Here is a 21,179-nt window from a genome sequence, read left to right on the forward strand (position 1 = left end):
ATGCAAGAAACCAACAAGCTCAAACGCGGACTGAGCACGCGCCACATCCGTTTTATGGCGCTGGGATCGGCGATTGGCACCGGGCTGTTTTACGGCTCGGCGGACGCCATCAAGATGGCAGGACCGAGCGTACTGCTTGCCTATATCATTGGCGGCGCGGTGGCGTACATCATCATGCGCGCGCTGGGTGAGATGTCGGTCAACAACCCGCAGGCCAGCTCGTTTTCCCGCTATGCGCAGGATTATCTTGGTCCGCTGGCGGGCTACATCACCGGCTGGACCTACTGCTTTGAAATTCTGATCGTGGCTATCGCGGACGTAACGGCGTTCGGTATCTATATGGGCGTCTGGTTTCCGGAGGTCCCGCACTGGATCTGGGTGCTCAGCGTGGTGCTGATCATCGGCGCGGTCAATTTAATGAGCGTGAAGGTGTTTGGTGAAGTGGAGTTTTGGTTCTCCTTCTTCAAGGTCGCCACCATCGTTGTGATGATCCTGGCCGGGTTTGGCATGATCATCTGGGGGATCGGCAACGGTGGCCAGCCCACCGGCATTCATAACCTGTGGACCAATGGCGGCTTTTTTGCGCACGGTCTCGTGGGAATGCTGCTGTCGCTGCAGATGGTGATGTTTGCCTACGGTGGCATTGAAATCATCGGTATCACGGCGGGTGAAGCCAACGATCCGGCCACCTCTATCCCGCGCGCCATCAACTCCGTCCCGATGCGTATTCTGGTTTTTTATGTGGGTACGCTGTTTGTCATTATGTCGATTTATCCCTGGAATCAGGTGGGCACCAACGGCAGCCCGTTTGTTCTGACATTCCAGCATATGGGGATTGCGGCGGCAGCGTCTATCCTGAACTTTGTGGTGCTGACCGCCTCGCTGTCGGCGATCAACAGCGATGTGTTTGGCGTCGGACGTATGCTGCATGGCATGGCACAGCAGGGCCATGCACCCAAAATGTTTATGAAGGTCTCTTCGCGCGGTATTCCCTGGGTGACAGTGGTGGTGATGATGTTTGCCATGCTGATTGCGGTGTACCTCAACTACCTGATGCCAGAAAAAGTCTTCCTGGTTATCGCCTCGCTGGCGACTTTTGCCACCGTCTGGGTTTGGATCATGATTCTGCTGTCACAGATGGCGTTTCGACGCAAGATCGGCAAAGCCGCCGCCCGTGGGTTAACCTTTGCGTTGCCTGGCGGAAGCTGGACAGCAGGCTTTGGCGTGGCATTTCTGTGTTTTATTATTGGCCTGATCGGCTACTTTCCGGACACCCGCATTTCACTGTATGTCGGTATGGTATGGATTGTGGTACTGCTGCTGGGTTATAAGCTGGTGCGTAAATAACGCGGTTGATTTGTCCCAGCCCGGATATCAACGGGTTGGGACAACACAGGATTGGCAGTTAAGCAAAATAAAATCGGCGAAATGACTCGCCGAAAACAGATATGGCAAATGAAAAAAATAGAGGGATGATTGACGAAATCATGCTAATGCAAAACGCGCCGCCATTAAATAAGTTGCCGTAAAATAAGACAAAGGCCAGCGCTACGCCCGGCGAAACCGTCCGGGCCACGTGCGTTATCCGTTCGAAGACGGCAATATCATGCTGACCGGAACGCGCGCGCTGTTATCTGTCTGCTTACCCAACTGCGTAATGGCCGCCTGTAACGGGCAAAGCGTTCCGACTGCCGTGATTTTGCATCCGGGTTGCCGCCATTCCTGACGCAACAGGGGATGGCTGTCGCTCACCGGTTGCAACTGACGCAGACCATCCAGACTTTGTGCCTGAAAATAGAGGCGCAGGTAGCGCTGATGCGTATTTCGGTCCCGCCAGCGTTCCAGCACCAGGCTGCTTCCCGGTGGAATATTACCGCGCGTATAGCCGGGCAGTTGCCATTCAAATCCCATTAAGCGGCGCACCATCGCAATGTTGGTGTCATGTGCCACCAGAAGCAGCCAGCGCACGTCCGGATCATTACCTTCAATAGCCTCAAGCATCTGGGACAGCAGCAGGGAACCGTGACGTTGTGCCAGGTAGAGCACATCATTGCTGAGATCATAATTGGCTGTCAGCAGCGGGAGCAGGGCGGTGATCTGTTGGGCGGACGTAATGTGCCCCCAGGCCAGCTTCGCGAACGGTAAGTTTTCGCTGTAACCCAGCCGCAGCGTCTCGACCATGGCGGCCATTGCGCTTAAGCCTTCAACATAAACGCTGCCGCTTTTTGTCTGTTTGAACTGCCAGGGGCGATCGAAAAACGGACAATCGCTGCTGGCCGGACATACCGACTGTTTAAGCAGCGCAATCGCAGGCTGAAGCTGCTGCTGGCGTTGGGCTAAATCGCCCGCCACGCGCTGTTTTGCCGCCAGTTCGCGCTGCGGATCGGTCTGGGCAAAGGGGAGCTTCTCCGTCTGAAACAGCGGATCGACATCGCCCTTAACGGTATGAACGGTAACGCCACAGCCAGGAAAGGCACCGTCCACCAGTGCCTCGGCGGTAGCGCGCGTTCGCTGCAGCGGGCTGGCGCGCACGTAGAGCGCTGTCGCATCAGGGCAACCCGCGTTGAGTAAACCCAACTGGCGATAGTGTTCCCCTTCCCAGCGTGCTTTATTCACCACCGCGCTGTAGCCATGGCCCGTCAGTTCACCGTCTGCCGTGCTCCAGACGTACCATGGCTGCTGGCTTGCCGCTTCAATCTCTTTACGATTACCGGGCGTCGGCGGACGTACCCCGTGTCGGCTCAGTTCTACCACTTTCTCAAGTTGGTATTCCGGGGCCGCGTGCAGCGGCCCCGCCAACAACCACAACGCGCAGAGCGCAATCAAGCGCCGGGGGACATGGGCAGGCATCATCAATCCTCAATTTCATGCGTCGCAAGCAGCGCTTTAATTTGCGGATAGATTACCGCATTCGCCAGCAAAACAGGATTGCCCTTTTTCAGACCGTCGTTGCGCAGATAATCGTTGGTGACGCCGCCGGCCTCACGCATTAACACGATGCCGGGCAGGCTGTCCCAGGGATGCATATGTGCTTCATAATAGCCAATCAGACGGCCTGCGGCGGCCCAGGCACTGGTTAAAGCCCCGGAGCCGATGCGAATAAACATCCCACCTTCCCTGAGCAGGGCATCGATGAGCTGCGTCACTTTTTCACCGGGAACACGGCTGGAGTTACTGATCCCCAGCAGGCCTTCATTGAGGTGCCGGGCTTTATGCACTTCGAGCCGGGTCTCGTTGAGCCAGGCGCCATTCCCTTTGCGGGCGTGAAACAGCTCGTGATGATTGGGATCGCAAATCACGCCAACGACCGGTTCGCCATCGCACACAATCGCCAGCGAGACGCACCAGTTATGCAGGCCGTTAACAAAGCAGGCTGTGCCATCAATGGGATCGATCACCCATACAATACGGGCACCTTGCGTGTCACCGCCGCTCTCCTCGCCTAAAACGGCATCATCTGGATAACGTTCTGAGATCAATGATTTAATTAATTCTTCAACGTTGCGGTCAGCTTCACTGACCACATCCTGAAGATCCCTTTTATGTTCCACCACCAGTTTTTGACGCTGTTGATACCATGACCAGGCGCGGCTTGCCGCCGCACGGGCGATTTCGCAGGCGTAATGATAGCGCGCGTCAATTTCAGAATGCGAAGCGGATGACATGTTTCCCTCTTATGATTTTAAACCATATCGGATAAAGGAAGCGCCTGAACAGGCGGTCTGACAGTGAGAGCAACGTAAATCATAGTTAAGCAAGGCTTATTAAGCCGCAGACCGGAAGTAATGGCAATACGGCTGTATGACTGACTGCGCGCTTTTTCAGCGTTACAGGTTGATGGTGCAATGAAAAGCGCTCACAAACCCGATGTAAAAAGGAGGGGAGGTTATAGCTGCTGCTCGACAGCCAGGGTCATCAGGCGCGGATAGAACTGGAAAAAGCAGGCTTCAAACGCAGCATAATGCGCCCTAAAGTCGTGATAAGAGTCGCGCAGAGCGGCCAGTTTTGGCCGACGGCTCGCCATCCCGTTCAGCACCCGTTCAAGACGCTGTGGATCAGCGTAATGCTCGAACCAGCGTTCACGCCACATCACCGCATTGAGGGCTTTAAATTCGTCAGGCGTGGCCGCCAGTTGCGGAACAATTTCACTTTCGGCTTTGGCGGTAAATTGTTGCAACGTGTGTGCCTGATGAAAGCGATCCCAGTGGCGCGCCAGAAAATGGTCCCAGATAACATCCAGGGTAATGGGTGCGACACGGTAGGTTTCAGCCCGAAACAGCTGACGCGCCTCTCGCACTTCCGGCAAGGCATCGGTCATAACATCCAGGCGACGATGCATCAGAATGCCGTCGGCCACCGGTTTGGGCCAGTGTTGATGCGGCGCACCGCGAACGAAATCCGCCATCAGATTGCCGAGTAGCGAGCTGTCTGCAAGATGGGCTAAATGAAGATGAGCAAGAAAATTCATGCGCTATTATAAGCGCAACTCGCTTTGCGCAGCCAGTTGTTCAGAATTGAGCGATTTTCCGCTAAACTGTGCCGCCTGTTTTTCTGAGTAAGAAGTCTGTCATGCGTGTCGCCGATTTTGCTTTTGAATTGCCCGAATCCCTTATCGCCCATTATCCCCAGGCGCAGCGTAGCGGTTGCCGCTTACTGTCGCTGGACGGGTCAAGTGGTGCACTGAGCCATGGCGTGTTTACCGATGTGCTGGACAAGCTGCAACCTGGCGATCTGCTGGTGTTTAACAACACGCGCGTGATCCCGGCCCGGGTGTTTGGTCGCAAGGCAAGCGGCGGTAAAATCGAAATGCTGGTTGAGCGCATGCTTGATGACAAGCGCGTGCTGGCACACGTGAGGGCGTCCAAAGCGCCAAAGCCTGGCGCAGCGTTGCTGCTGGGCGACGATGAAAGCGTTAACGCCACGATGGTCGCGCGCCACGATGCCCTGTTTGAGATTGCGTTTGAGGACGATCGTGCCATTCTGGACATCCTCAACAGCGTAGGCCATATGCCGCTGCCGCCGTATATTGATCGTCCCGATGAAGAGGCCGATCGCGAGCTTTACCAGACGGTATACAGCGCCCGCCCGGGGGCCGTCGCGGCCCCGACCGCCGGTTTGCACTTTGATGAACCCCTGATTCAGGCGCTGAAAGACAAAGGCGTTGAAATGGCCTTTGTTACCCTGCACGTCGGGGCAGGGACGTTCCAGCCGGTGCGCGTAGAAACGATTGAAGAACACCACATGCATGCCGAATATGCGGAAGTTCCGCAGGAGGTTGTGGATGCGGTGCTGGCCTGTAAAGCCCGTGGCAACAAGGTCGTCGCGGTGGGGACAACCTCAGTACGCTCGCTGGAAAGTGCAGCCAAAGCCAGCCAGGATGCGCTGATTGCGCCGTTCTTCGATGACACCCAAATCTTTATCTATCCGGGCTATGAGTATCAGGTGATTGATGCGTTGATCACCAATTTCCATCTGCCCGAATCGACGTTGATCATGCTGGTATCGGCCTTTGCCGGTTATCAGCACACGATGGCTGCTTATCGTGCGGCGGTGGCGGAAGAATACCGTTTCTTCAGCTACGGCGACGCGATGTTTATCAGCAAAAACCCACAGGCTCCGCGGGAAAAAGTGGGTGCCTGATCTGTTTTAATTTAAACATTGGACTGTTTCTCCAATGGAGGTTTTGTGAAATTTGAACTTGATACCACAGACGGTCGCGCGCGTCGCGGTCGTCTGATTTTTGATCGTGGCGTGGTGGAAACCCCGGCGTTTATGCCCGTGGGTACCTATGGCACCGTGAAGGGCATGACGCCGGAAGAAGTGCAGGAAACCGGCGCGCAAATTATTCTGGGCAACACTTTCCACCTCTGGCTGCGTCCCGGCCAGGAAATCATGAAGTTGCACGGCGATTTGCATGATTTTATGCAGTGGAAAGGCCCCATTCTGACCGATTCTGGCGGCTTCCAGGTGTTTAGCCTGGGCGACATTCGTAAGATCACCGAAGCCGGTGTCCATTTCCGCAATCCGATCAACGGCGACGCGATTTTCCTCGATCCGGAAAAATCGATGGAGATCCAGTACGACCTGGGATCGGACATCGTGATGATCTTCGATGAGTGCACGCCGTACCCGGCAGACTGGGATTATGCCAAGCGCTCTATGGAGATGTCTCTGCGCTGGGCGCAACGCAGTCGTGACCGTTTTGACAGCCTGGGGAACAAAAATGCGCTGTTTGGCATTATTCAGGGCTCGGTTTACGAAGATTTACGTGATGTCTCTGTGAAAGGTCTGGTAGAGATTGGCTTTGATGGGTACGCTGTGGGCGGCCTGGCGGTCGGTGAGCCTAAAGAGGATATGCACCGTATCCTTGAGCATGTTTGCCCGCAGATTCCCGAGGACAAACCCCGTTACCTGATGGGCGTCGGTAAACCTGAAGATCTGGTTGAAGGCGTGCGTCGCGGCGTGGATATGTTTGACTGCGTCATGCCAACGCGTAATGCGCGTAATGGCCACTTATTTGTGACCGATGGCGTGGTAAAAATTCGCAATGCGAAGCATAAAGACGATGTTTCGCCGCTGGATGCGGAGTGTGATTGTTACACCTGTCGCAATTACAGCCGTGCGTACTTGCATCATCTTGATCGCTGTAACGAAATACTGGGCGCACGTCTGAACACGATTCATAACCTGCGCTATTACCAGCGTTTGATGGCGGGTTTACGCCAGGCTATCGAAGAGGGTAAATTAGAGCGCTTTGTTAGCGAGTTCTACCAACGGACGGGCAAAGCGGTTCCGCCTTTAACGTCTGATAATTCATCAATGAGGGAAATTTAATGAGCTTTTTCATTTCTGACGCTGTGGCTGCAGCAGGCGCACCGTCTCAGGGAAGTCCGTATTCTCTGGTGATCATGCTGGTCGTCTTTGGCCTGATCTTTTACTTCATGATCCTGCGCCCGCAGCAGAAGCGTGCAAAAGAGCACAAGAAGCTGATGGATTCTATCTCCAAGGGTGATGAAGTCCTGACGAACGGTGGCCTGGTGGGTCGCGTAACAAAAGTGGCAGAAACCGGCTACATTGCTATTGCGCTGAACGACACTACTGAAGTGGTTATCAAACGTGATTTCGTGGCTGCCGTCCTGCCGAAAGGTTCTATGAAGGCGCTGTAATTTTTACTTCCCTAAGGGAACTGCCGTGTTAAATCGTTATCCTTTGTGGAAGTACATAATGCTGGTCGTGGTGCTTGTCATTGGCCTGGTGTATGCACTTCCCAACCTTTATGGTGAGGATCCGGCTGTTCAGATCACTGGCGCGCGCGGAAGCGCCGCCAGTGAGCAAACGTTGGATCAAATTCAGAACGTATTAAAACAAGACAATATTCAAACTAAGTCTGTTGCCCTGGAAAATGGCGCGATCACTGCGCGTTTTGCCAATACGGATGTGCAACTGCGCGCCCGTGAAGCGATCATGAAAGCGCTGGGCGAAAACTATGTGGTTGCCCTGAACCTCGCACCGGCAACGCCGCGCTGGCTGGCTCTGCTGGCGGCACAGCCAATGAAGCTTGGCCTCGATCTGCGTGGTGGTGTGCACTTCCTGATGGAAGTGGATATGGATACTGCCCTGAGCAAACTGCAAGAGCAGAATGCTGACAGCCTGCGCAGCGACCTGCGCGAAAAAAATATTCCCTATACCAACGTCAACAAGATTGCTAACTACGGCGTGGAAATTCGTTTCCGTGATGCTGCCAGCCGCGATGCTGCGGTGAAGTGGTTGTCATCCCGTCATCAGGACCTGGTCATCAACAGCAGCGGCGATGATTCGCTGCGTGCCACCATGACCGATGCGCGTCTCAGCGAAGCACGTGAATACGCTGTTCAACAGAACATCACTATTCTGCGTAACCGTGTCAACCAGCTGGGCGTTGCTGAACCCCTGGTACAGCGTCAGGGTTCTGACCGCATCGTGGTTGAACTGCCAGGTATTCAGGACACCGCACGTGCCAAAGAGATTTTGGGCGCGACAGCGACGCTGGAATTCCGTCTGGTTAACACCAGCGTGGACCCAAGCGCCGCCGCCAGTGGCCGCGTACCGGGCGACTCGGAAGTGAAAGACACGCGCGACGGACGCCCTGTGGTGCTCTATAAGCGTGTCATCCTGACGGGGGACCATATTACCGACTCCACATCCAGCATGGATGAGTACAACCAGCCTCAGGTGAACATTTCACTGGACGGCGCGGGCGGTAATATTATGTCTAACTTCACCAAGGACAACATCGGTAAGCCGATGGCGACCCTGTTTGTGGAGTACAAAGACAGCGGTAAGAAAGATGCTAACGGTCGAGCCATTCTGGTGAAACAGGAAGAGGTGATTAACGTCGCCAATATCCAGTCGCGCCTTGGCAACAGCTTCCGTATTACCGGTATCGGCAACCCGAACGAAGCACGTCAGCTGTCGCTGCTGCTGCGCGCCGGTGCGCTGATTGCGCCTATCCAGATTGTGGAAGAGCGTACCATCGGTCCAACCATGGGTCAGCAGAACATTACTCAGGGTCTGGAAGCCTGCCTGTGGGGCCTGGTCGCCTCTATCCTGTTTATGGTGCTGTACTACAAGAAAGTGGGCCTGATTGCCACCAGCGCGCTGCTGGCAAACCTGGTGCTGATTGTCGGTATTATGTCCCTGTTACCGGGTGCGACGCTGACGATGCCAGGCATTGCCGGTATCGTCCTGACGCTGGCGGTGGCAGTCGATGCTAACGTACTGATTAACGAACGTATTAAAGAAGAACTGCGCAACGGGCGTTCCGTACAGCAGGCAATCCACGAGGGCTATAAAGGCGCCTTCTCCAGTATTGTCGATGCTAACGTAACCACCCTGATCAAAGTGGTGATTCTGTATGCGGTGGGTACGGGGTCCATTAAGGGCTTTGCGATTACAACGGCTATTGGTATCGCGACCTCAATGTTCACATCGATTGTCGGTACCCGCGCCATCATTAACCTGATGTACGGTGGCAAGCGCGTCAAAAAGCTGTCTATCTGAGGAGTGCGTTGTGGCACAGGAATATAACATTGAGCAGTTAAACCACGGCCGTAAAGTCGTCGACTTTATGCGCTGGGATACGCTGGCATTTATTATTTCGGGATTGTTAATCATCATCTCGATTGCCATTGTTGGCGTACGTGGCTTTAACTGGGGTCTCGATTTCACCGGCGGTACGGTGATTGAGATCAACCTGGAGAAACCTGCCGATCTCGACACGATTCGTGGCGAGCTGGTTAAGGCCGGTTTCCAGGAGCCGCTGATCCAGAACTTTGGCAGCAGCCGTGACGTGATGGTGCGTATGCCACCAGTTACCGGCCCTGCAGGTACCGAGTTAGGTAATAAAGTGGTGACGGTAATTAACCAGACCACGCAGCAAAACGCGACGGTAAAACGTATCGAGTTTGTTGGACCCAGCGTGGGCAGCGATCTGGCGCAGGCCGGTGCGTTAGCCTTAATGTCGGCACTGATTGCGATTCTGATCTATATCGGTATTCGCTTTGAGTGGCGTCTGGCGCTGGGTACGGTGCTGGCACTGGCACATGACGTGATCATCACCTGTGGCCTGCTGTCGCTGTTCCGGGTGGAGATCGACCTCACCATTGTGGCCTCGCTGATGTCAGTTATCGGTTATTCACTTAACGATAAAATCGTGGTGTCGGACCGTATTCGTGAGAATTTCCGCAAGATCCGCCGCGGGTCCTCTTACGATATTACCAACGTGTCCCTGACCCAGACCTTGAGCCGTACCTTGATCACCTCGCTGACGACGTTGGCGATGATCCTGATTCTGTTCATCTTTGGTGGTGCGCTGCTGAAAGGCTTCTCGCTGACCATGCTGATCGGTGTCACTATTGGTACGATTTCATCGATTTACGTCTCTTCAGCGCTGGCGCTGAAGCTGGGCATGAAACGCGAACACATGCTGGTGCAGAAAGTCGAGAAAGAGGGCGCAGACCAGCCTTCCATCCTGCCGTAATCTGTGCATCATGGAAAAGCCGCCAGCGCAATCTGGCGGCTTTTTTTTGTCGTTAAGACCTGGGCGCAGCCGTTTTGGCCAGCACCTGATGAACCCGGACATAGCCGAGCTGCTCTGGCGTAATACCGCTCAAACGTAACGGAACCGTGACCGAACTGCGCGGCGTCAGCGCGGTCGGCACCGTGATGGTCTGTGTCAGGCTGTCGGCTTCAAGCGGCTTGCCCGTTGCGGGATCAAGCTGGCCCCATACCACGGTGGCCTCCAGCGCAGGCAGCGGCTGATTATCGCGTGTCTGCAGAGTCAGGTTAGCGCGTGATCCGCCAGCTTCTGCCTCAACCTGTGATAACGATAAGCGCAACGTACCGGCCTGGGTTTGCAATTCAACAGGCGTATTGGCCTGCGGTAATAGCCATGCGCCCTGCTGCGAGTGCGCGTTAAGCTGTCCCTGAATCTCCACCGCGCCGGCCTGGCTGGTGAGCTGCTGCATCTGCTGATTGAGTTGGCTGACTTCCTGATGGAGCTGTTTCACCTGCGGCTGTTGCGTTGTGCTGCAACCACTCAACAGAACCAGCGACAGGGCCGCAGGTGCCCAAACCGTCCTGATCATCATTTATCCTTTTCCGTTATAGAGAAATACCTAAAAACCGCCCCGGCACAGGTTGTCCGTGGGGCTGCAATGATTTATCGAAATCAATGGCGTTCACGTATCCGGTCGTGCCTTTTAACCTGACCGTTGCCGACATCACGTTATCTTCTACGTGAGCGATGGCGTCAAGACTGCCTTTAGCGACCAGGCGTTTCTTTTTCCGTTAACGGAATAGTCTGACGACCTGAGGTTCACCCTTGACGTCCCCATCCAGATTCTTTCTGTCGGGTAATCCGGCCGTGTAAACCCACTGCCGCGTTGCGTCCGGGTTATCGCCAGCAAGCAAGCCGCACCGGCGTTTGTGCCAGCTTCTTTGCAAAGATAACGCCCGCTGCCGGGGATAACATTTAGCGCATGACGCGGTAAGCGGCCTGCTTTTTGTCTTCGTGAGCGTTTTGCTCCCTCAGGCTGTAAGGACGACAGGGTAAAGCACGGGAATCGATTTTGTTGACCTGCAGTTCGCGCTACACTGTATGACCTATTTATCTCGTGTCAGGAAACGTCATGCATTGCCCATTCTGCTCCGCTGTAGACACTAAAGTGATTGATTCTCGTCTGGTTAGTGAGGGTTCATCAGTGCGGCGCCGTCGTCAATGTCTGGTGTGCCATGAGCGTTTTACGACGTTTGAAGTGGCTGAGCTGGTGATGCCGCGCGTGGTGAAAAGCAACGATGTGCGTGAACCTTTCAATGAAGACAAACTCGCCAGCGGCATGATGAAAGCGCTGGAAAAGCGTCCGGTCAGTGCGGATGCGGTAGAGAGTGCGGTAAGCCATATTAAAACCCAGTTGCGCGCGACCGGTGAACGTGAAATCCCCAGCAAGCTGATTGGGAACCTGGTCATGGATGAACTGAAAAAGCTCGATAAGGTGGCCTATATTCGCTTTGCTTCCGTTTATCGCAGCTTCGAAGATGTGCGTGATTTTGGCGAAGAGATTGCCAGATTACAGGATTAAATCATGACTGATGAACACGCTATGGCGCGCGCGCTGGAACTGGCGCGGCGCGGCCGTTTTACGACCACGCCCAATCCGAATGTTGGCTGCGTGATTGTACGCGACGGCCAGATTGTTGGAGAAGGCTGGCACCAGCGCGCCGGTGAACCCCATGCAGAAGTGCATGCGCTGCGTATGGCGGGTGACCGCGCCCGGGGAGCGACCGCCTATGTGACGCTGGAACCCTGCAGCCATCACGGCCGCACGCCGCCCTGTTGCGACGCGCTTATTGCCGCTGGCGTAACGCGGGTAGTCGCTGCCATGCAGGACCCCAATCCGCAGGTGGCTGGGCGGGGATTGCATCGTCTGCGCCAGGCGGGCATTGAGGTCAGCCACGGACTGATGATGCAGGAAGCGGAAGCCCTGAATCGCGGTTTTCTGAAACGCATGCGCACCGGCTTTCCCTGGATACAGTTAAAACTGGGCGCATCGCTGGACGGCCGCACAGCAATGGCAAACGGTGAAAGCCAGTGGATCACCTCGGCGGCTGCCCGGCGGGATGTACAGCGGTTGCGCGCCCAGAGCTCTGCCATCCTCAGCACGAGCGCAACGGTTCTGGCGGATGACCCTTCGTTAACGGTGCGCTGGTCAGAACTGGACAGCGACAGCCAGCGTTTGGTGGATGAAGCACAGCTGCGTCAGCCGGTCAGAGTGATCGTCGATAGCCAGAATCGCGTAACGCCTCAGCACAAACTTATTGAACAATTGGGCGAAACCTGGCTGATGCGTCAGCAGGCCGACGATCTGCGCTGGCCAGAAACGGTCACGCAAATTCCTGTTCCGCTGCGCGACAGCCAGCTGGATTTAGTGGCCCTGATGATGGTGCTGGGCCAGCGGCAAATTAACAGCGTCTGGGTAGAAGCGGGTGCCACGCTGGCGGGTGCGCTACTTCAGGCAGGCCTGGTTGATGAGCTGATTTTATATGTCGCCCCGAAATTACTCGGCAATGACGCGCGTGGTTTGTGCCAGCTGGCGGGCCTGACAGCGTTGGCCGATGCGCCGGTCTTTGCCTTTAGCGATATCCGTCAGGTCGGCAGCGATGTGCGCCTGACCCTGACACCGCAATAACAGAGGCGGAAAAGCGAGAGCACGCCGCCAAAGAGTATGTTAGAATCCGCCCCCCTGCGCGGGGCCAAACAAACCCCTGAAAGGATATGTATGAAAGTTATCGAAGCTGCCGTTGCAACGCCTGAGGCAAACATTGCCATCGTTATCGCGCGTTTTAACAACTTCATCAATGACAGCCTGTTAGACGGCGCAGTCGATGCCCTGAAGCGCATCGGCCAGGTCAGCGATGACAATATCACCGTTGTCTGGGTGCCTGGTGCTTATGAACTGCCGCTGGCAGCGCGTGCGCTGGCAAAAACCGGCAAATACGATGCCGTTATTGCTCTGGGTACCGTGATTCGTGGTGGCACTGCGCACTTCGAATATGTCGCAGGCGAAGCCAGCTCCGGTATTGCCAGCGTTGCCATGGACTGTGATATTCCTGTGGCATTTGGCGTACTGACGACCGAAAATATCGAGCAGGCCATTGAGCGTGCTGGAACCAAAGCGGGTAATAAAGGTGCCGAAGCGGCCCTGACCGCGCTTGAAATGATCAACGTATTGAAAGCCATTAAAGCCTGATTTTTGTAAGGGGAATTTTGTGAAACCTGCTGCTCGTCGTCGCGCCCGTGAGTGCGCTGTCCAGGCGCTTTACTCCTGGCAGTTGTCCAACAACGACATTGCCGATGTGGAATACCAGTTTCTGGCGGAACAAGACGTCAAAGACGTCGACATTACCTATTTCCGCGAACTGCTGACCGGTGTGGCGACCAACAGCGCGTACCTGGATGGCTTAATGAAGCCCTATCTGTCGCGTCAGCTTGAAGAGCTGGGGCAGGTGGAAAAAGCCATTCTGCGTATTTCGCTGTATGAATTGAGCAAGCGTTCTGATGTGCCCTACAAAGTGGCCATCAACGAAGGTATCGAACTGGCGAAAGTATTTGGTGCCGAAGACAGCCATAAATTTGTCAACGGCGTACTGGATAAAGCTGGTCCACAGATTAGACCCCAACGCAAATAATCAATAAGGCCGGCTTGCCGGCCTTTTTCATTAATGGTTAAGCGGAACGCAATTATGTCATGTGGTGAATTTGAACTCATCGCACGCTACTTCAACCGCAGAACGCGGAGCCGCCGTGATGTCGAACTCGGCATCGGCGACGATTGCGCGTTGCTTAGCGTGCCCGAAAAACAGACGCTGGCGGTCAGCACCGATACGCTGGTTTCAGGCGTCCACTTCCTGCCTTCCATCCATCCTGCCGATTTAGCCTATAAATCTCTGGCGGTTAACCTGAGCGATTTGGCTGCAATGGGGGCCGATCCTGCCTGGCTGACGCTGGCGATGACCTTGCCTGAGGTCAATGAAGCCTGGTTAAGCAGCTTTAGCGAAAGCCTGTTCGACCTGCTGGAATATTACGACATGCAACTGGTCGGTGGCGACACGACGCGCGGGCCGCTCAGCCTGACGCTGGGTATTCATGGTTTGATCCCGCACGGCAAAGCATTGAAACGATCGGGCGCTAAACCGGGCGACTGGATCTACGTGACCGGCACGCTGGGTGACAGTGCCGCCGGACTGGCGTTATTACAACATCACTGTCGCATTGACGATCCGGCGATACATGAAGCCCTGATCAAGCGCCATTTGCGCCCGATGCCGCGCATTCTGCAGGGGCAGTCGTTGCGTTCCCTGGCGTCATCGGCCATTGATTTATCCGACGGGCTGATCTCCGATTTGGGTCATGTGCTGAAAGCCAGCGGCTGTGGTGCCAGGATCAATCTTGATGCGCTGCCGCTGTCTTCTGCACTGCGTGAAAACTTTGATGCCGCACAGGTACTGCGCTGGGCGCTGAGCGGCGGAGAGGACTACGAACTGTGCTTTAGCGTACCGGAAGTCAATCGCGGCGCGCTGGACGTGGCACTGGGTCATCTTGGCGTGCCTTACACCTGTATCGGCCAGATGGCACCGGAGTCAGAAGGACTGTCCCTGCTGGACAACGGCAAACCGACAGAATTCCGCCATAAAGGATTCGACCATTTTGACCACAGATAAAACCCTCGCCAAAAGTCGCCTGCGCCTGCGCAATCCCTGGCATTTACTGGCGACCGGCTTCGGCAGCGGACTCAGCCCGTTTATGCCGGGTACGGTGGGATCGCTGGCTGCTATCCCGTTTTGGTGGCTCATGACCTTTCTCCCTCATGACCTGTACTCGCTGGTCGTGTTATTGGGCATTAGCGTGGGCGTTTACCTCTGCCATCGCACCGCCAAAGATATGGGCGTGCATGACCACGGTAGCATTGTCTGGGATGAGTTTATCGGGATGTGGATTACCCTGATGGCGATTCCGGTTAACAGCTGGCAATGGGTGGTCAGCGGCTTTGTCCTGTTCCGGGTGCTGGATATCTGGAAGCCCTGGCCGATTCGCTGGTTTGACCGCAACGTGCACGGCGGTATGGGCATCATGGTGGATGATATTATCGCAGGTATTATCGCGGCGGCGATGCTGTACGGTACAGGCGTTTATCTGGCGGGATAACCTTGCCGGGTGACGCAAAACAACATCGTCTTAACCTGCATATTGCTTTACAGCACAACGACCGTTCCCGTGCAATCGCGGGAACGGTCGTCACTATCAAATCAGTGCTCAGATTAGCGCATATTCAACAGACAATGCCGCTGCCCGGATAGCGCGCCTCCCTGAAAGTTCCTTACTGATAGCCCGTTGCCGGATGCGGTTGATAAGCCTCTTCCAGTTTGGCGATATCATCTGGCGTCAGCTCGACATTTACCGCGTTGACCAGATCGGCAAACTGCTCTGCACGGGAGGCACCGATAATCGGCGCGGTGACGGCAGGCTTGCTAAGCAACCAGGCCAGAGCCACCTGTGCACGCGTCGCGCCTTTATCTGCCGCAACCTGCGCCAGGCGCTCGGCTATCACGGCGTCGTTTTCCTCGGTTGAGGCATAGAGCGATTTGATGACCTCATCCGACACGGAGCGTGCGGTCGTTTCTCCCCACGGACGGGTAAGCTTGCCGCGCGCCAGCGGACTCCAGGGCAGAACCGCAATGTTTTCCCGCTGGCACAAGGGGTGCATTTCACGCTCTTCTTCACGCTGAATCAGATTGTACTGATCCTGCATGGTGACAAAGCGCGCCCAGCCCTCCTGGTCCTGCAATGCCAGGGCCTGAGCAAACTGGTTGGTATGCATTGAGGAGGCACCGATATAACGCGCCTTTCCTGATTTCACCACCTCGTTAAGCGCATCCAGCGTCTCTTCCAGCGGCGTGTCATAGTCCCAGCGGTGAATTTGCAGCAGATCGACATAGTCCATGCCGAGCCGTTGCAGGCTGTCGTCAATGGATTGCAGGATATTTTGACGGGATAAGCCCTGCGACAGATTGCTCATGGGAAAGAAAACTTTGGTGGCGACCACCACCTCATCACGCCGGGCGAAATCGTTAAGCGCCCGGCCTACAATTTCCTCGCTACTGCCATCCGAATAGCTGTTCGCGGTATCGAAAAAATTGATCCCGGCGTCGAGTGCCTGGCGGATGAGCGGACGGCTGCTCTCTTCAGGCAGTGTCCAGGCGTGCTTGCCACGATCGGGTTCGCCGAAGGTCATACAGCCCAGGCAAAGCCGTGAAACCCTTAAGTCGGTATTCGCTAATTGAATGGTTTTCATGATGACTCCTGCTATGTCTTTCCCAGGGGATCAAGCATAGCAGGAATACCGCTCTCCGCAGAGAGCGGGGCAGGGAACTATTGCGCCAGCCAGCGACTGATTTGCTGTTGAATACCGTCAACGTCCAGTTGGTAGACGTGACGCATCTCTTCCTGCGTGCCGGGTGGAATAAACTCATCAGGCAGGCCGATATTCAGCACCGGCACACCCAGGCGCTTAGCCATGACAAACTCATTCACGCCGCTACCGGCGCCGCCTTTAATCGCGCCTTCTTCCAGCGTAATCAAGGAGTCGTGACGGGCCGCCAGCTCAGTGATCAGTGCCGTATCCAGCGGTTTCACAAAGCGCATGTCAACCAGCGTGGCATTGAGCGCTTCCGCCACCTGGCTCGCTTCTGGCAACAGCGTACCAAAGTTGAGGATAGCCAGTTTTTCGCCCTGACGTTTTACCACGCCTTTACCCAGCGGCAGGCTTTGCAGCGGCATTAATGCCGCGCCGGTGCCGGTGCCGCGCGGATAGCGAACCGCAGCCGGGCCATCCTGATAGTGATAGCCGGTATACAGCATCTGGCGACATTCGTCCTCGTCGCTCGGCGTCATAATCACCATGTCCGGAACGCAGCGCAGGTAGGCGAGATCGAACGCGCCCTGGTGCGTTTGACCGTCAGCACCCACGATGCCACCACGATCGATGGCAAACAACACCGGCAGCTTCTGAATCGCCACATCGTGAATCACCTGATCGTAGGCGCGCTGCAGGAAGGTGGAATAGATAGCCACCACCGGTTTATAGCCGCCAATGGCCAGGCCCGCTGCAAAGGTCACCGCATGCTGTTCCGCAATAGCGACATCAAAATATTGATTGGGATACTTGCGAGAGAAACCCACCATGCCGGAACCTTCGCGCATGGCTGGCGTAATGGCCATCAGTTTGGCATCGTCAGCGGCCATCTCGCACAGCCAGTTACCGAAAATTTTGGAATAGCTCGGCAAACCTTCGGCGCTTTTTGGCAGCTCACCGCTGGCGATGTCAAATTTTGGCACCGCATGCCAGGCGATAGGGTCCTGCTCCGCCGGCGCATAACCTTTGCCCTTTTTGGTCATAATATGCAGGAACTGCGGGCCTTTCAGGCTGCGCATGTTGCTCAGCGTATTCACCAGCGTCAGGACATCATGCCCGTCAACCGGGCCGATATAGTTAAATCCCAGCTCTTCGAACAGCGTACCGGGCACGACCATGCCTTTCAGGTGTTCTTCGGTGCGCCGCACTAACTCTTTGATAGGCGGCAGGCCGGTCAGGACGCGCTTACCGCCCTCGCGCAAACGGGCATAGGTTTTGCCGGATAAAATCTGCGCCAGTCGGTTATTCAGGGCACCCACGTTTTCGGAAATCGACATTTCATTGTCATTCAGAATAACGAGCATATCGGACTTGATATCGCCCGCATGGTTCATCGCTTCAAACGCCATGCCGGCAGTGATTGCGCCATCACCGATAACGCAGGCGGTGCGGCGGCCTTTGCCTTCACGTTCGGCAGCCGCAGCCATCCCCAGTCCGGCACTGATGGAGGTGGAGGAGTGGCCCACGCTCAGCACGTCGTATTCACTCTCACCGCGCCAGGGAAACGGATGCACGCCGTTCTTTTGGCGAATAGAGCCAATGCGATCGCGACGACCCGTTAAAATTTTGTGCGGATAAGCCTGATGACCGACGTCCCAGACCAGGTGATCGAACGGTGTGTTATAAACGTAATGCAGCGCCACCGTCAGCTCGACCACGCCCAGGCCCGACGCAAAATGGCCGCTTGAGCGGCTCACGCTGTCTAATAAATACTGGCGCAGCTCGTTGCAAAGCGCAGGCAATTTCTCTTTAGGCAGGGCTCGCAGCGCCTGAACCGTTTCTGCCTGCGCCAGTGTCGGGTATTTTGTAGTATCAAAACTCATCAGTGACTCATCATGGAAGTTATTTATCGCGTTCAATTACGAAGCTCGCCAGCGCCTTCAAGGCTTTAGTGTTATAGGATTTTGCAGAGAGCATATGCAAAGCATCGACGGCTTCCTGATACAAATCCAGTGCCTTAGTGCGGGCATTATCCAGACCCATCAGTGAAGGATAGGTGCTTTTTCCAAGATCTTGATCGGCACCTTGACGTTTTCCGATGACAGCTGTGTCGCCCGTCACATCCAGGATGTCATCCTGCACCTGAAAAGCCAGGCCAATCGCATCGGCATAGCGGTCAAGATGCGGGAGCGCTTCACGACCTTTTTCCCCGGCAGCAAAGGCGCCGAGCCGAACGGCTGCGCGAATTAATGCCCCGGTTTTATGACGATGAATCTGTTCAAGTTGGGTCAGGCCCACTGACTGACCTTCAGCGGCCAAATCTAACGCCTGTCCACCGCACATGCCGGCTACGCCGCTGGCTTTTGCCAGCTCGGACAGCATGGCCAGTCGGTATTCCGCGCTTACGCCAGGCATCGGCTGGTCGGCAAGAATCGAAAAGGCCAGCGTTTGCAGCGCATCCCCGGCAAGGATGGCCGTGTCTTCACCATATTTGATATGGCAAGTCGGTTGACCACGACGCAGGGCGTCATCGTCCATTGCCGGAAGATCGTCATGAATCAGTGAATAGGCATGAATACACTCAACTGCCGCAGCGGGCGCATCCAGGCTGGCGTTGTCGGCGTGAAGCATTTCGCCGGTGGCGTAGACCAGAAACGGGCGCAGGCGTTTTCCGCCTAATAATGCCCCATACTGCATGGCATTCACCAGAGGAGAACTCTGAAAAGGCAAGGCATCTAATAAGCCCGTCAACGCGCGGTTCACCTGCCGGTGATAGGCGTCGAGCAGTTCAGGAAAATCCATTAGCTGTTTTCCGGCGTAAAGGAGGAGAGGTCGGCGTCTTTATCATCGCTGAGTAAAATACGAACGCGCTGCTCAGCCTGTTGCAGCGTCTGTTGGCCGTTGCGTGCTAACTGCACGCCGCGCTCAAATTCATTGAGTGCGTCTTCCAACGGCAGTTCACCACTTTCCAGACGGCTGACAATCTGTTCCAGCTGCTGCAATGACGTTTCAAAGCTGGCTGGCTGTTCGGCTTTTTTCGGCATAGTTAGGATCGACTCACGGTTGGGACGTTATCTTGCAATCGGTCATGGTAGCTGACAGAGAATGATTAGCAAAATAATCAATGCGCATGCTGTTGCAGAAGCAGTCACCGGGTAAAGGTGATATACTCTCGCGCCTCGGATGCGGATGCGCCTGGCACCCCGCAATTTTATGATCTTACCAGCTAAGTGCAGCCTGTTTTAGCACTTATTTGCCCAACGAAGCTGTATCGCCATGAAGTTTATCGTCAAGTTATTTCCCGAAATCACCATCAAGAGTCAGTCGGTGCGCCTGCGCTTTATTAAGATTCTTGCCAGCAATATCCGTAACGTGCTCAAAACGGTCAGCGATGAGATCGCGGTCGTGCGTCACTGGGATCATATTGAAGTGCGCTGTAAAGATGAAGCCATGCGCAGGGTCATTCCTGATGAGCTCATGCGCATCCCCGGTATTCATCATGTCCTTGCGGTTGAAGATCGTGAATATACCGATATCCACCATATTTTTGAGCAGACGCTGGCGCAGTATCGCGATGCTCTTGAAAACAAAACGTTTTGCGTGCGGGTTAAGCGCCGGGGCAAACACAGCTTCAGTTCGCAGGATGTGGAACGCTATGTGGGCGGTGGTCTGAATCAGCACATCGACAGTGCGACGGTACAGCTTAAAAAGCCGCAGGTGACGGTCAATCTGGAAGTGGAAGAAAACCGTTTAACCCTGGTCACCGCACGCTATGAAGGGCTGGGCGGTTTCCCGATCGGCACGCAGGAAGACGTGCTGTCGCTGATCTCGGGCGGCTTTGACTCCGGCGTTTCAAGCTACATGTTGATGCGTCGCGGTTGCCGGGTGCACTACTGCTTCTTTAATCTTGGTGGAGCAGCGCATGAAATCGGCGTGCGTCAGGTGGCGCATTATATCTGGAACCGTTTTGGCCGTTCGCATCGGGTCCGTTTTGTGGCGATTAACTTCGAGCCGGTCGTGGGCGAAATTTTAGAAAAAGTCGACGATGGCCAAATGGGCGTGGTGCTGAAGCGCATGATGGTTCGCGCCGCGTCGATGGTGGCTGAACGTTATGGCGTGCAGGCGCTGGTGACCGGTGAAGCGCTGGGGCAGGTATCCAGCCAGACGCTGACTAACCTGCGTTTGATCGACAATGCTTCTGATACGCTGATTCTGCGCCCGCTGATCTCCCATGATAAAGAACACATCATTAAGGTCGCGCGTGAGATCGGCACCGAAGATTTTGCCAGCACCATGCCGGAATATTGTGGTGTGATTTCCAAAAGCCCGACGGTTAGGGCGGTAAAAGGCAAAATCGAAGCCGAAGAAAGCCATTTTGACTTCTCGATTCTGGAACGCATGGTGGCCGAAGCCACTAACGTTGATATTCGCGACATCGCTGAGCAGACCCAGGAAGACGTTGTCGAGGTAGAAACGGTCGGCTTACTGAACGAAAACGACAGCGTGCTGGATATTCGCTCGGTGGATGAGCAGGAAGACAAACCGCTGCAGCTGGTGGGCACCGAAGTGAAATCGATGCCGTTCTATAAACTCAGCACGCAGTTTGGCGATCTCGATCAGAACAAAACCTGGCTGCTGTATTGCGATCGCGGCGTGATGAGCAAGTTACAGGCGCTGTACCTGCATGAGCAGGGTTTTAAAAACGTCAAAGTTTACCGCCCGTAAGACGAT

General features: G+C 55.2%; 21 protein-coding genes. 13 read left to right on the forward strand and 8 right to left on the reverse strand.

What is annotated here, in order from left to right; genetic code table 11:
• Positions 1-1,347, forward strand: coding sequence for a proline-specific permease ProY (proY, locus tag FBY13_RS05905; protein ID WP_063878617.1), 1,347 nt, complete (start codon positions 1-3; stop codon positions 1,345-1,347).
• A 234-nt stretch (positions 1,348-1,581) separates the two neighbouring features.
• Here proY and FBY13_RS05915 read toward each other — a convergent pair whose 3' ends face one another.
• From FBY13_RS05915 to FBY13_RS05925, 3 genes are all read right to left on the reverse strand, one after another.
• On the reverse strand, positions 1,582-2,853 hold the full coding sequence (locus FBY13_RS05915) for a histidine-type phosphatase (protein ID WP_145393728.1): 1,272 nt from the start codon (positions 2,851-2,853) through the stop codon (positions 1,582-1,584).
• Positions 2,853-3,665: an inositol monophosphatase gene (locus FBY13_RS05920; RefSeq protein WP_063878619.1), complete on the reverse strand. Its 813-nt coding sequence runs from the start codon at positions 3,663-3,665 to the stop codon at positions 2,853-2,855. The genes FBY13_RS05915 and FBY13_RS05920 overlap by 1 nt, the downstream gene beginning before the upstream one ends.
• Before the next feature lie 221 nt (positions 3,666-3,886).
• Positions 3,887-4,468 carry an ACP phosphodiesterase gene (locus FBY13_RS05925; protein ID WP_109717094.1) on the reverse strand — a complete coding sequence of 194 codons (582 nt, stop codon included), beginning with the start codon at positions 4,466-4,468 and terminating at the stop codon, positions 3,887-3,889.
• Between the two features lie 101 nt (positions 4,469-4,569).
• On the opposite strand from FBY13_RS05925, the gene queA reads away from it, so the two are divergent.
• From queA to secF, 5 genes are read left to right on the forward strand one after another with little or no spacing between them, the layout of a single operon-like run.
• A complete protein-coding gene (gene queA / locus FBY13_RS05930; protein WP_145393729.1) occupies positions 4,570-5,640 on the forward strand; it encodes a tRNA preQ1(34) S-adenosylmethionine ribosyltransferase-isomerase QueA in 1,071 nt (356 codons plus the stop codon).
• Positions 5,641-5,685: 45 nt separating this feature from the next.
• Positions 5,686-6,834: a tRNA guanosine(34) transglycosylase Tgt gene (gene tgt, locus FBY13_RS05935; RefSeq protein ID WP_063878622.1), complete on the forward strand. Its 1,149-nt coding sequence runs from the start codon at positions 5,686-5,688 to the stop codon at positions 6,832-6,834.
• Complete coding sequence (gene yajC / locus FBY13_RS05940) at positions 6,834-7,166, forward strand: preprotein translocase subunit YajC (RefSeq protein WP_006117993.1); 333 nt, start codon at positions 6,834-6,836, stop codon at positions 7,164-7,166. The genes tgt and yajC overlap by 1 nt, the downstream gene beginning before the upstream one ends.
• Before the next feature lie 25 nt (positions 7,167-7,191).
• Positions 7,192-9,039, forward strand: a complete 1,848-nt coding sequence (gene secD, locus FBY13_RS05945; protein WP_096012006.1) for a protein translocase subunit SecD — start codon at positions 7,192-7,194, stop codon at positions 9,037-9,039.
• 10 nt (positions 9,040-9,049) lie between these two features.
• On the forward strand, positions 9,050-10,018 hold the full coding sequence (gene secF / locus FBY13_RS05950) for a protein translocase subunit SecF (RefSeq protein ID WP_063878624.1): 969 nt from the start codon (positions 9,050-9,052) through the stop codon (positions 10,016-10,018).
• A gap of 52 nt (positions 10,019-10,070) precedes the next feature.
• Here the strand turns inward: secF and FBY13_RS05955 are convergent, their stop codons facing one another.
• A complete protein-coding gene (locus FBY13_RS05955) occupies positions 10,071-10,625 on the reverse strand; it encodes a DUF3251 domain-containing protein (protein WP_063878625.1) in 555 nt (184 codons plus the stop codon).
• A 543-nt stretch (positions 10,626-11,168) separates the two neighbouring features.
• Between FBY13_RS05955 and nrdR the strand changes: the two genes are divergently transcribed.
• The 6 genes from nrdR (at position 11,169) to pgpA (ending at position 15,241) form a co-directional block, all read left to right on the forward strand.
• On the forward strand, positions 11,169-11,618 hold the full coding sequence (nrdR, locus tag FBY13_RS05960) for a transcriptional regulator NrdR (RefSeq protein ID WP_006117986.1): 450 nt from the start codon (positions 11,169-11,171) through the stop codon (positions 11,616-11,618).
• A 3-nt stretch (positions 11,619-11,621) separates the two neighbouring features.
• The gene (gene ribD, locus FBY13_RS05965) at positions 11,622-12,725 is read left to right on the forward strand and encodes a bifunctional diaminohydroxyphosphoribosylaminopyrimidine deaminase/5-amino-6-(5-phosphoribosylamino)uracil reductase RibD (protein WP_063878626.1); all 1,104 of its coding nucleotides are present in this window, start codon (positions 11,622-11,624) and stop codon (positions 12,723-12,725) included.
• Between the two features lie 90 nt (positions 12,726-12,815).
• Positions 12,816-13,286 carry a 6,7-dimethyl-8-ribityllumazine synthase gene (ribE, locus tag FBY13_RS05970; protein WP_109717098.1) on the forward strand — a complete coding sequence of 157 codons (471 nt, stop codon included), beginning with the start codon at positions 12,816-12,818 and terminating at the stop codon, positions 13,284-13,286.
• Between the two features lie 19 nt (positions 13,287-13,305).
• The gene (nusB, locus tag FBY13_RS05975) at positions 13,306-13,725 is read left to right on the forward strand and encodes a transcription antitermination factor NusB (protein WP_063878628.1); all 420 of its coding nucleotides are present in this window, start codon (positions 13,306-13,308) and stop codon (positions 13,723-13,725) included.
• A gap of 54 nt (positions 13,726-13,779) precedes the next feature.
• The gene (gene thiL / locus FBY13_RS05980; protein WP_096012004.1) at positions 13,780-14,757 is read left to right on the forward strand and encodes a thiamine-phosphate kinase; all 978 of its coding nucleotides are present in this window, start codon (positions 13,780-13,782) and stop codon (positions 14,755-14,757) included.
• Entirely contained in the window at positions 14,744-15,241 is a 498-nt protein-coding gene (gene pgpA, locus FBY13_RS05985) for a phosphatidylglycerophosphatase A (protein WP_063878630.1), read from the forward strand. Before thiL ends, pgpA begins: the two co-directional genes overlap by 14 nt.
• A 172-nt stretch (positions 15,242-15,413) precedes the next feature.
• On the opposite strand, the gene FBY13_RS05990 is transcribed toward pgpA, so the two are convergent.
• From FBY13_RS05990 to xseB, 4 genes are all read right to left on the reverse strand, one after another.
• A complete protein-coding gene (locus FBY13_RS05990) occupies positions 15,414-16,388 on the reverse strand; it encodes an aldo/keto reductase (protein ID WP_145393730.1) in 975 nt (324 codons plus the stop codon).
• Positions 16,389-16,465: 77 nt separating this feature from the next.
• Entirely contained in the window at positions 16,466-18,331 is a 1,866-nt protein-coding gene (gene dxs, locus FBY13_RS05995) for a 1-deoxy-D-xylulose-5-phosphate synthase (RefSeq protein WP_145393731.1), read from the reverse strand.
• Positions 18,332-18,350: 19 nt separating this feature from the next.
• Positions 18,351-19,250 carry a (2E,6E)-farnesyl diphosphate synthase gene (gene ispA / locus FBY13_RS06000; RefSeq protein ID WP_063878633.1) on the reverse strand — a complete coding sequence of 300 codons (900 nt, stop codon included), beginning with the start codon at positions 19,248-19,250 and terminating at the stop codon, positions 18,351-18,353.
• Positions 19,250-19,492 carry an exodeoxyribonuclease VII small subunit gene (gene xseB, locus FBY13_RS06005; RefSeq protein ID WP_145393732.1) on the reverse strand — a complete coding sequence of 81 codons (243 nt, stop codon included), beginning with the start codon at positions 19,490-19,492 and terminating at the stop codon, positions 19,250-19,252. The genes ispA and xseB overlap by 1 nt, the downstream gene beginning before the upstream one ends.
• A gap of 232 nt (positions 19,493-19,724) precedes the next feature.
• On the opposite strand from xseB, the gene thiI reads away from it, so the two are divergent.
• On the forward strand, positions 19,725-21,173 hold the full coding sequence (thiI, locus tag FBY13_RS06010; RefSeq protein ID WP_096012000.1) for a tRNA uracil 4-sulfurtransferase ThiI: 1,449 nt from the start codon (positions 19,725-19,727) through the stop codon (positions 21,171-21,173).
• Positions 21,174-21,179 lie beyond the last annotated feature (6 nt).

It is taken from the genome of Pantoea sp. SJZ147 (assembly GCF_007828605.1).
GTDB lineage: Bacteria > Pseudomonadota > Gammaproteobacteria > Enterobacterales > Enterobacteriaceae > Pantoea > Pantoea allii.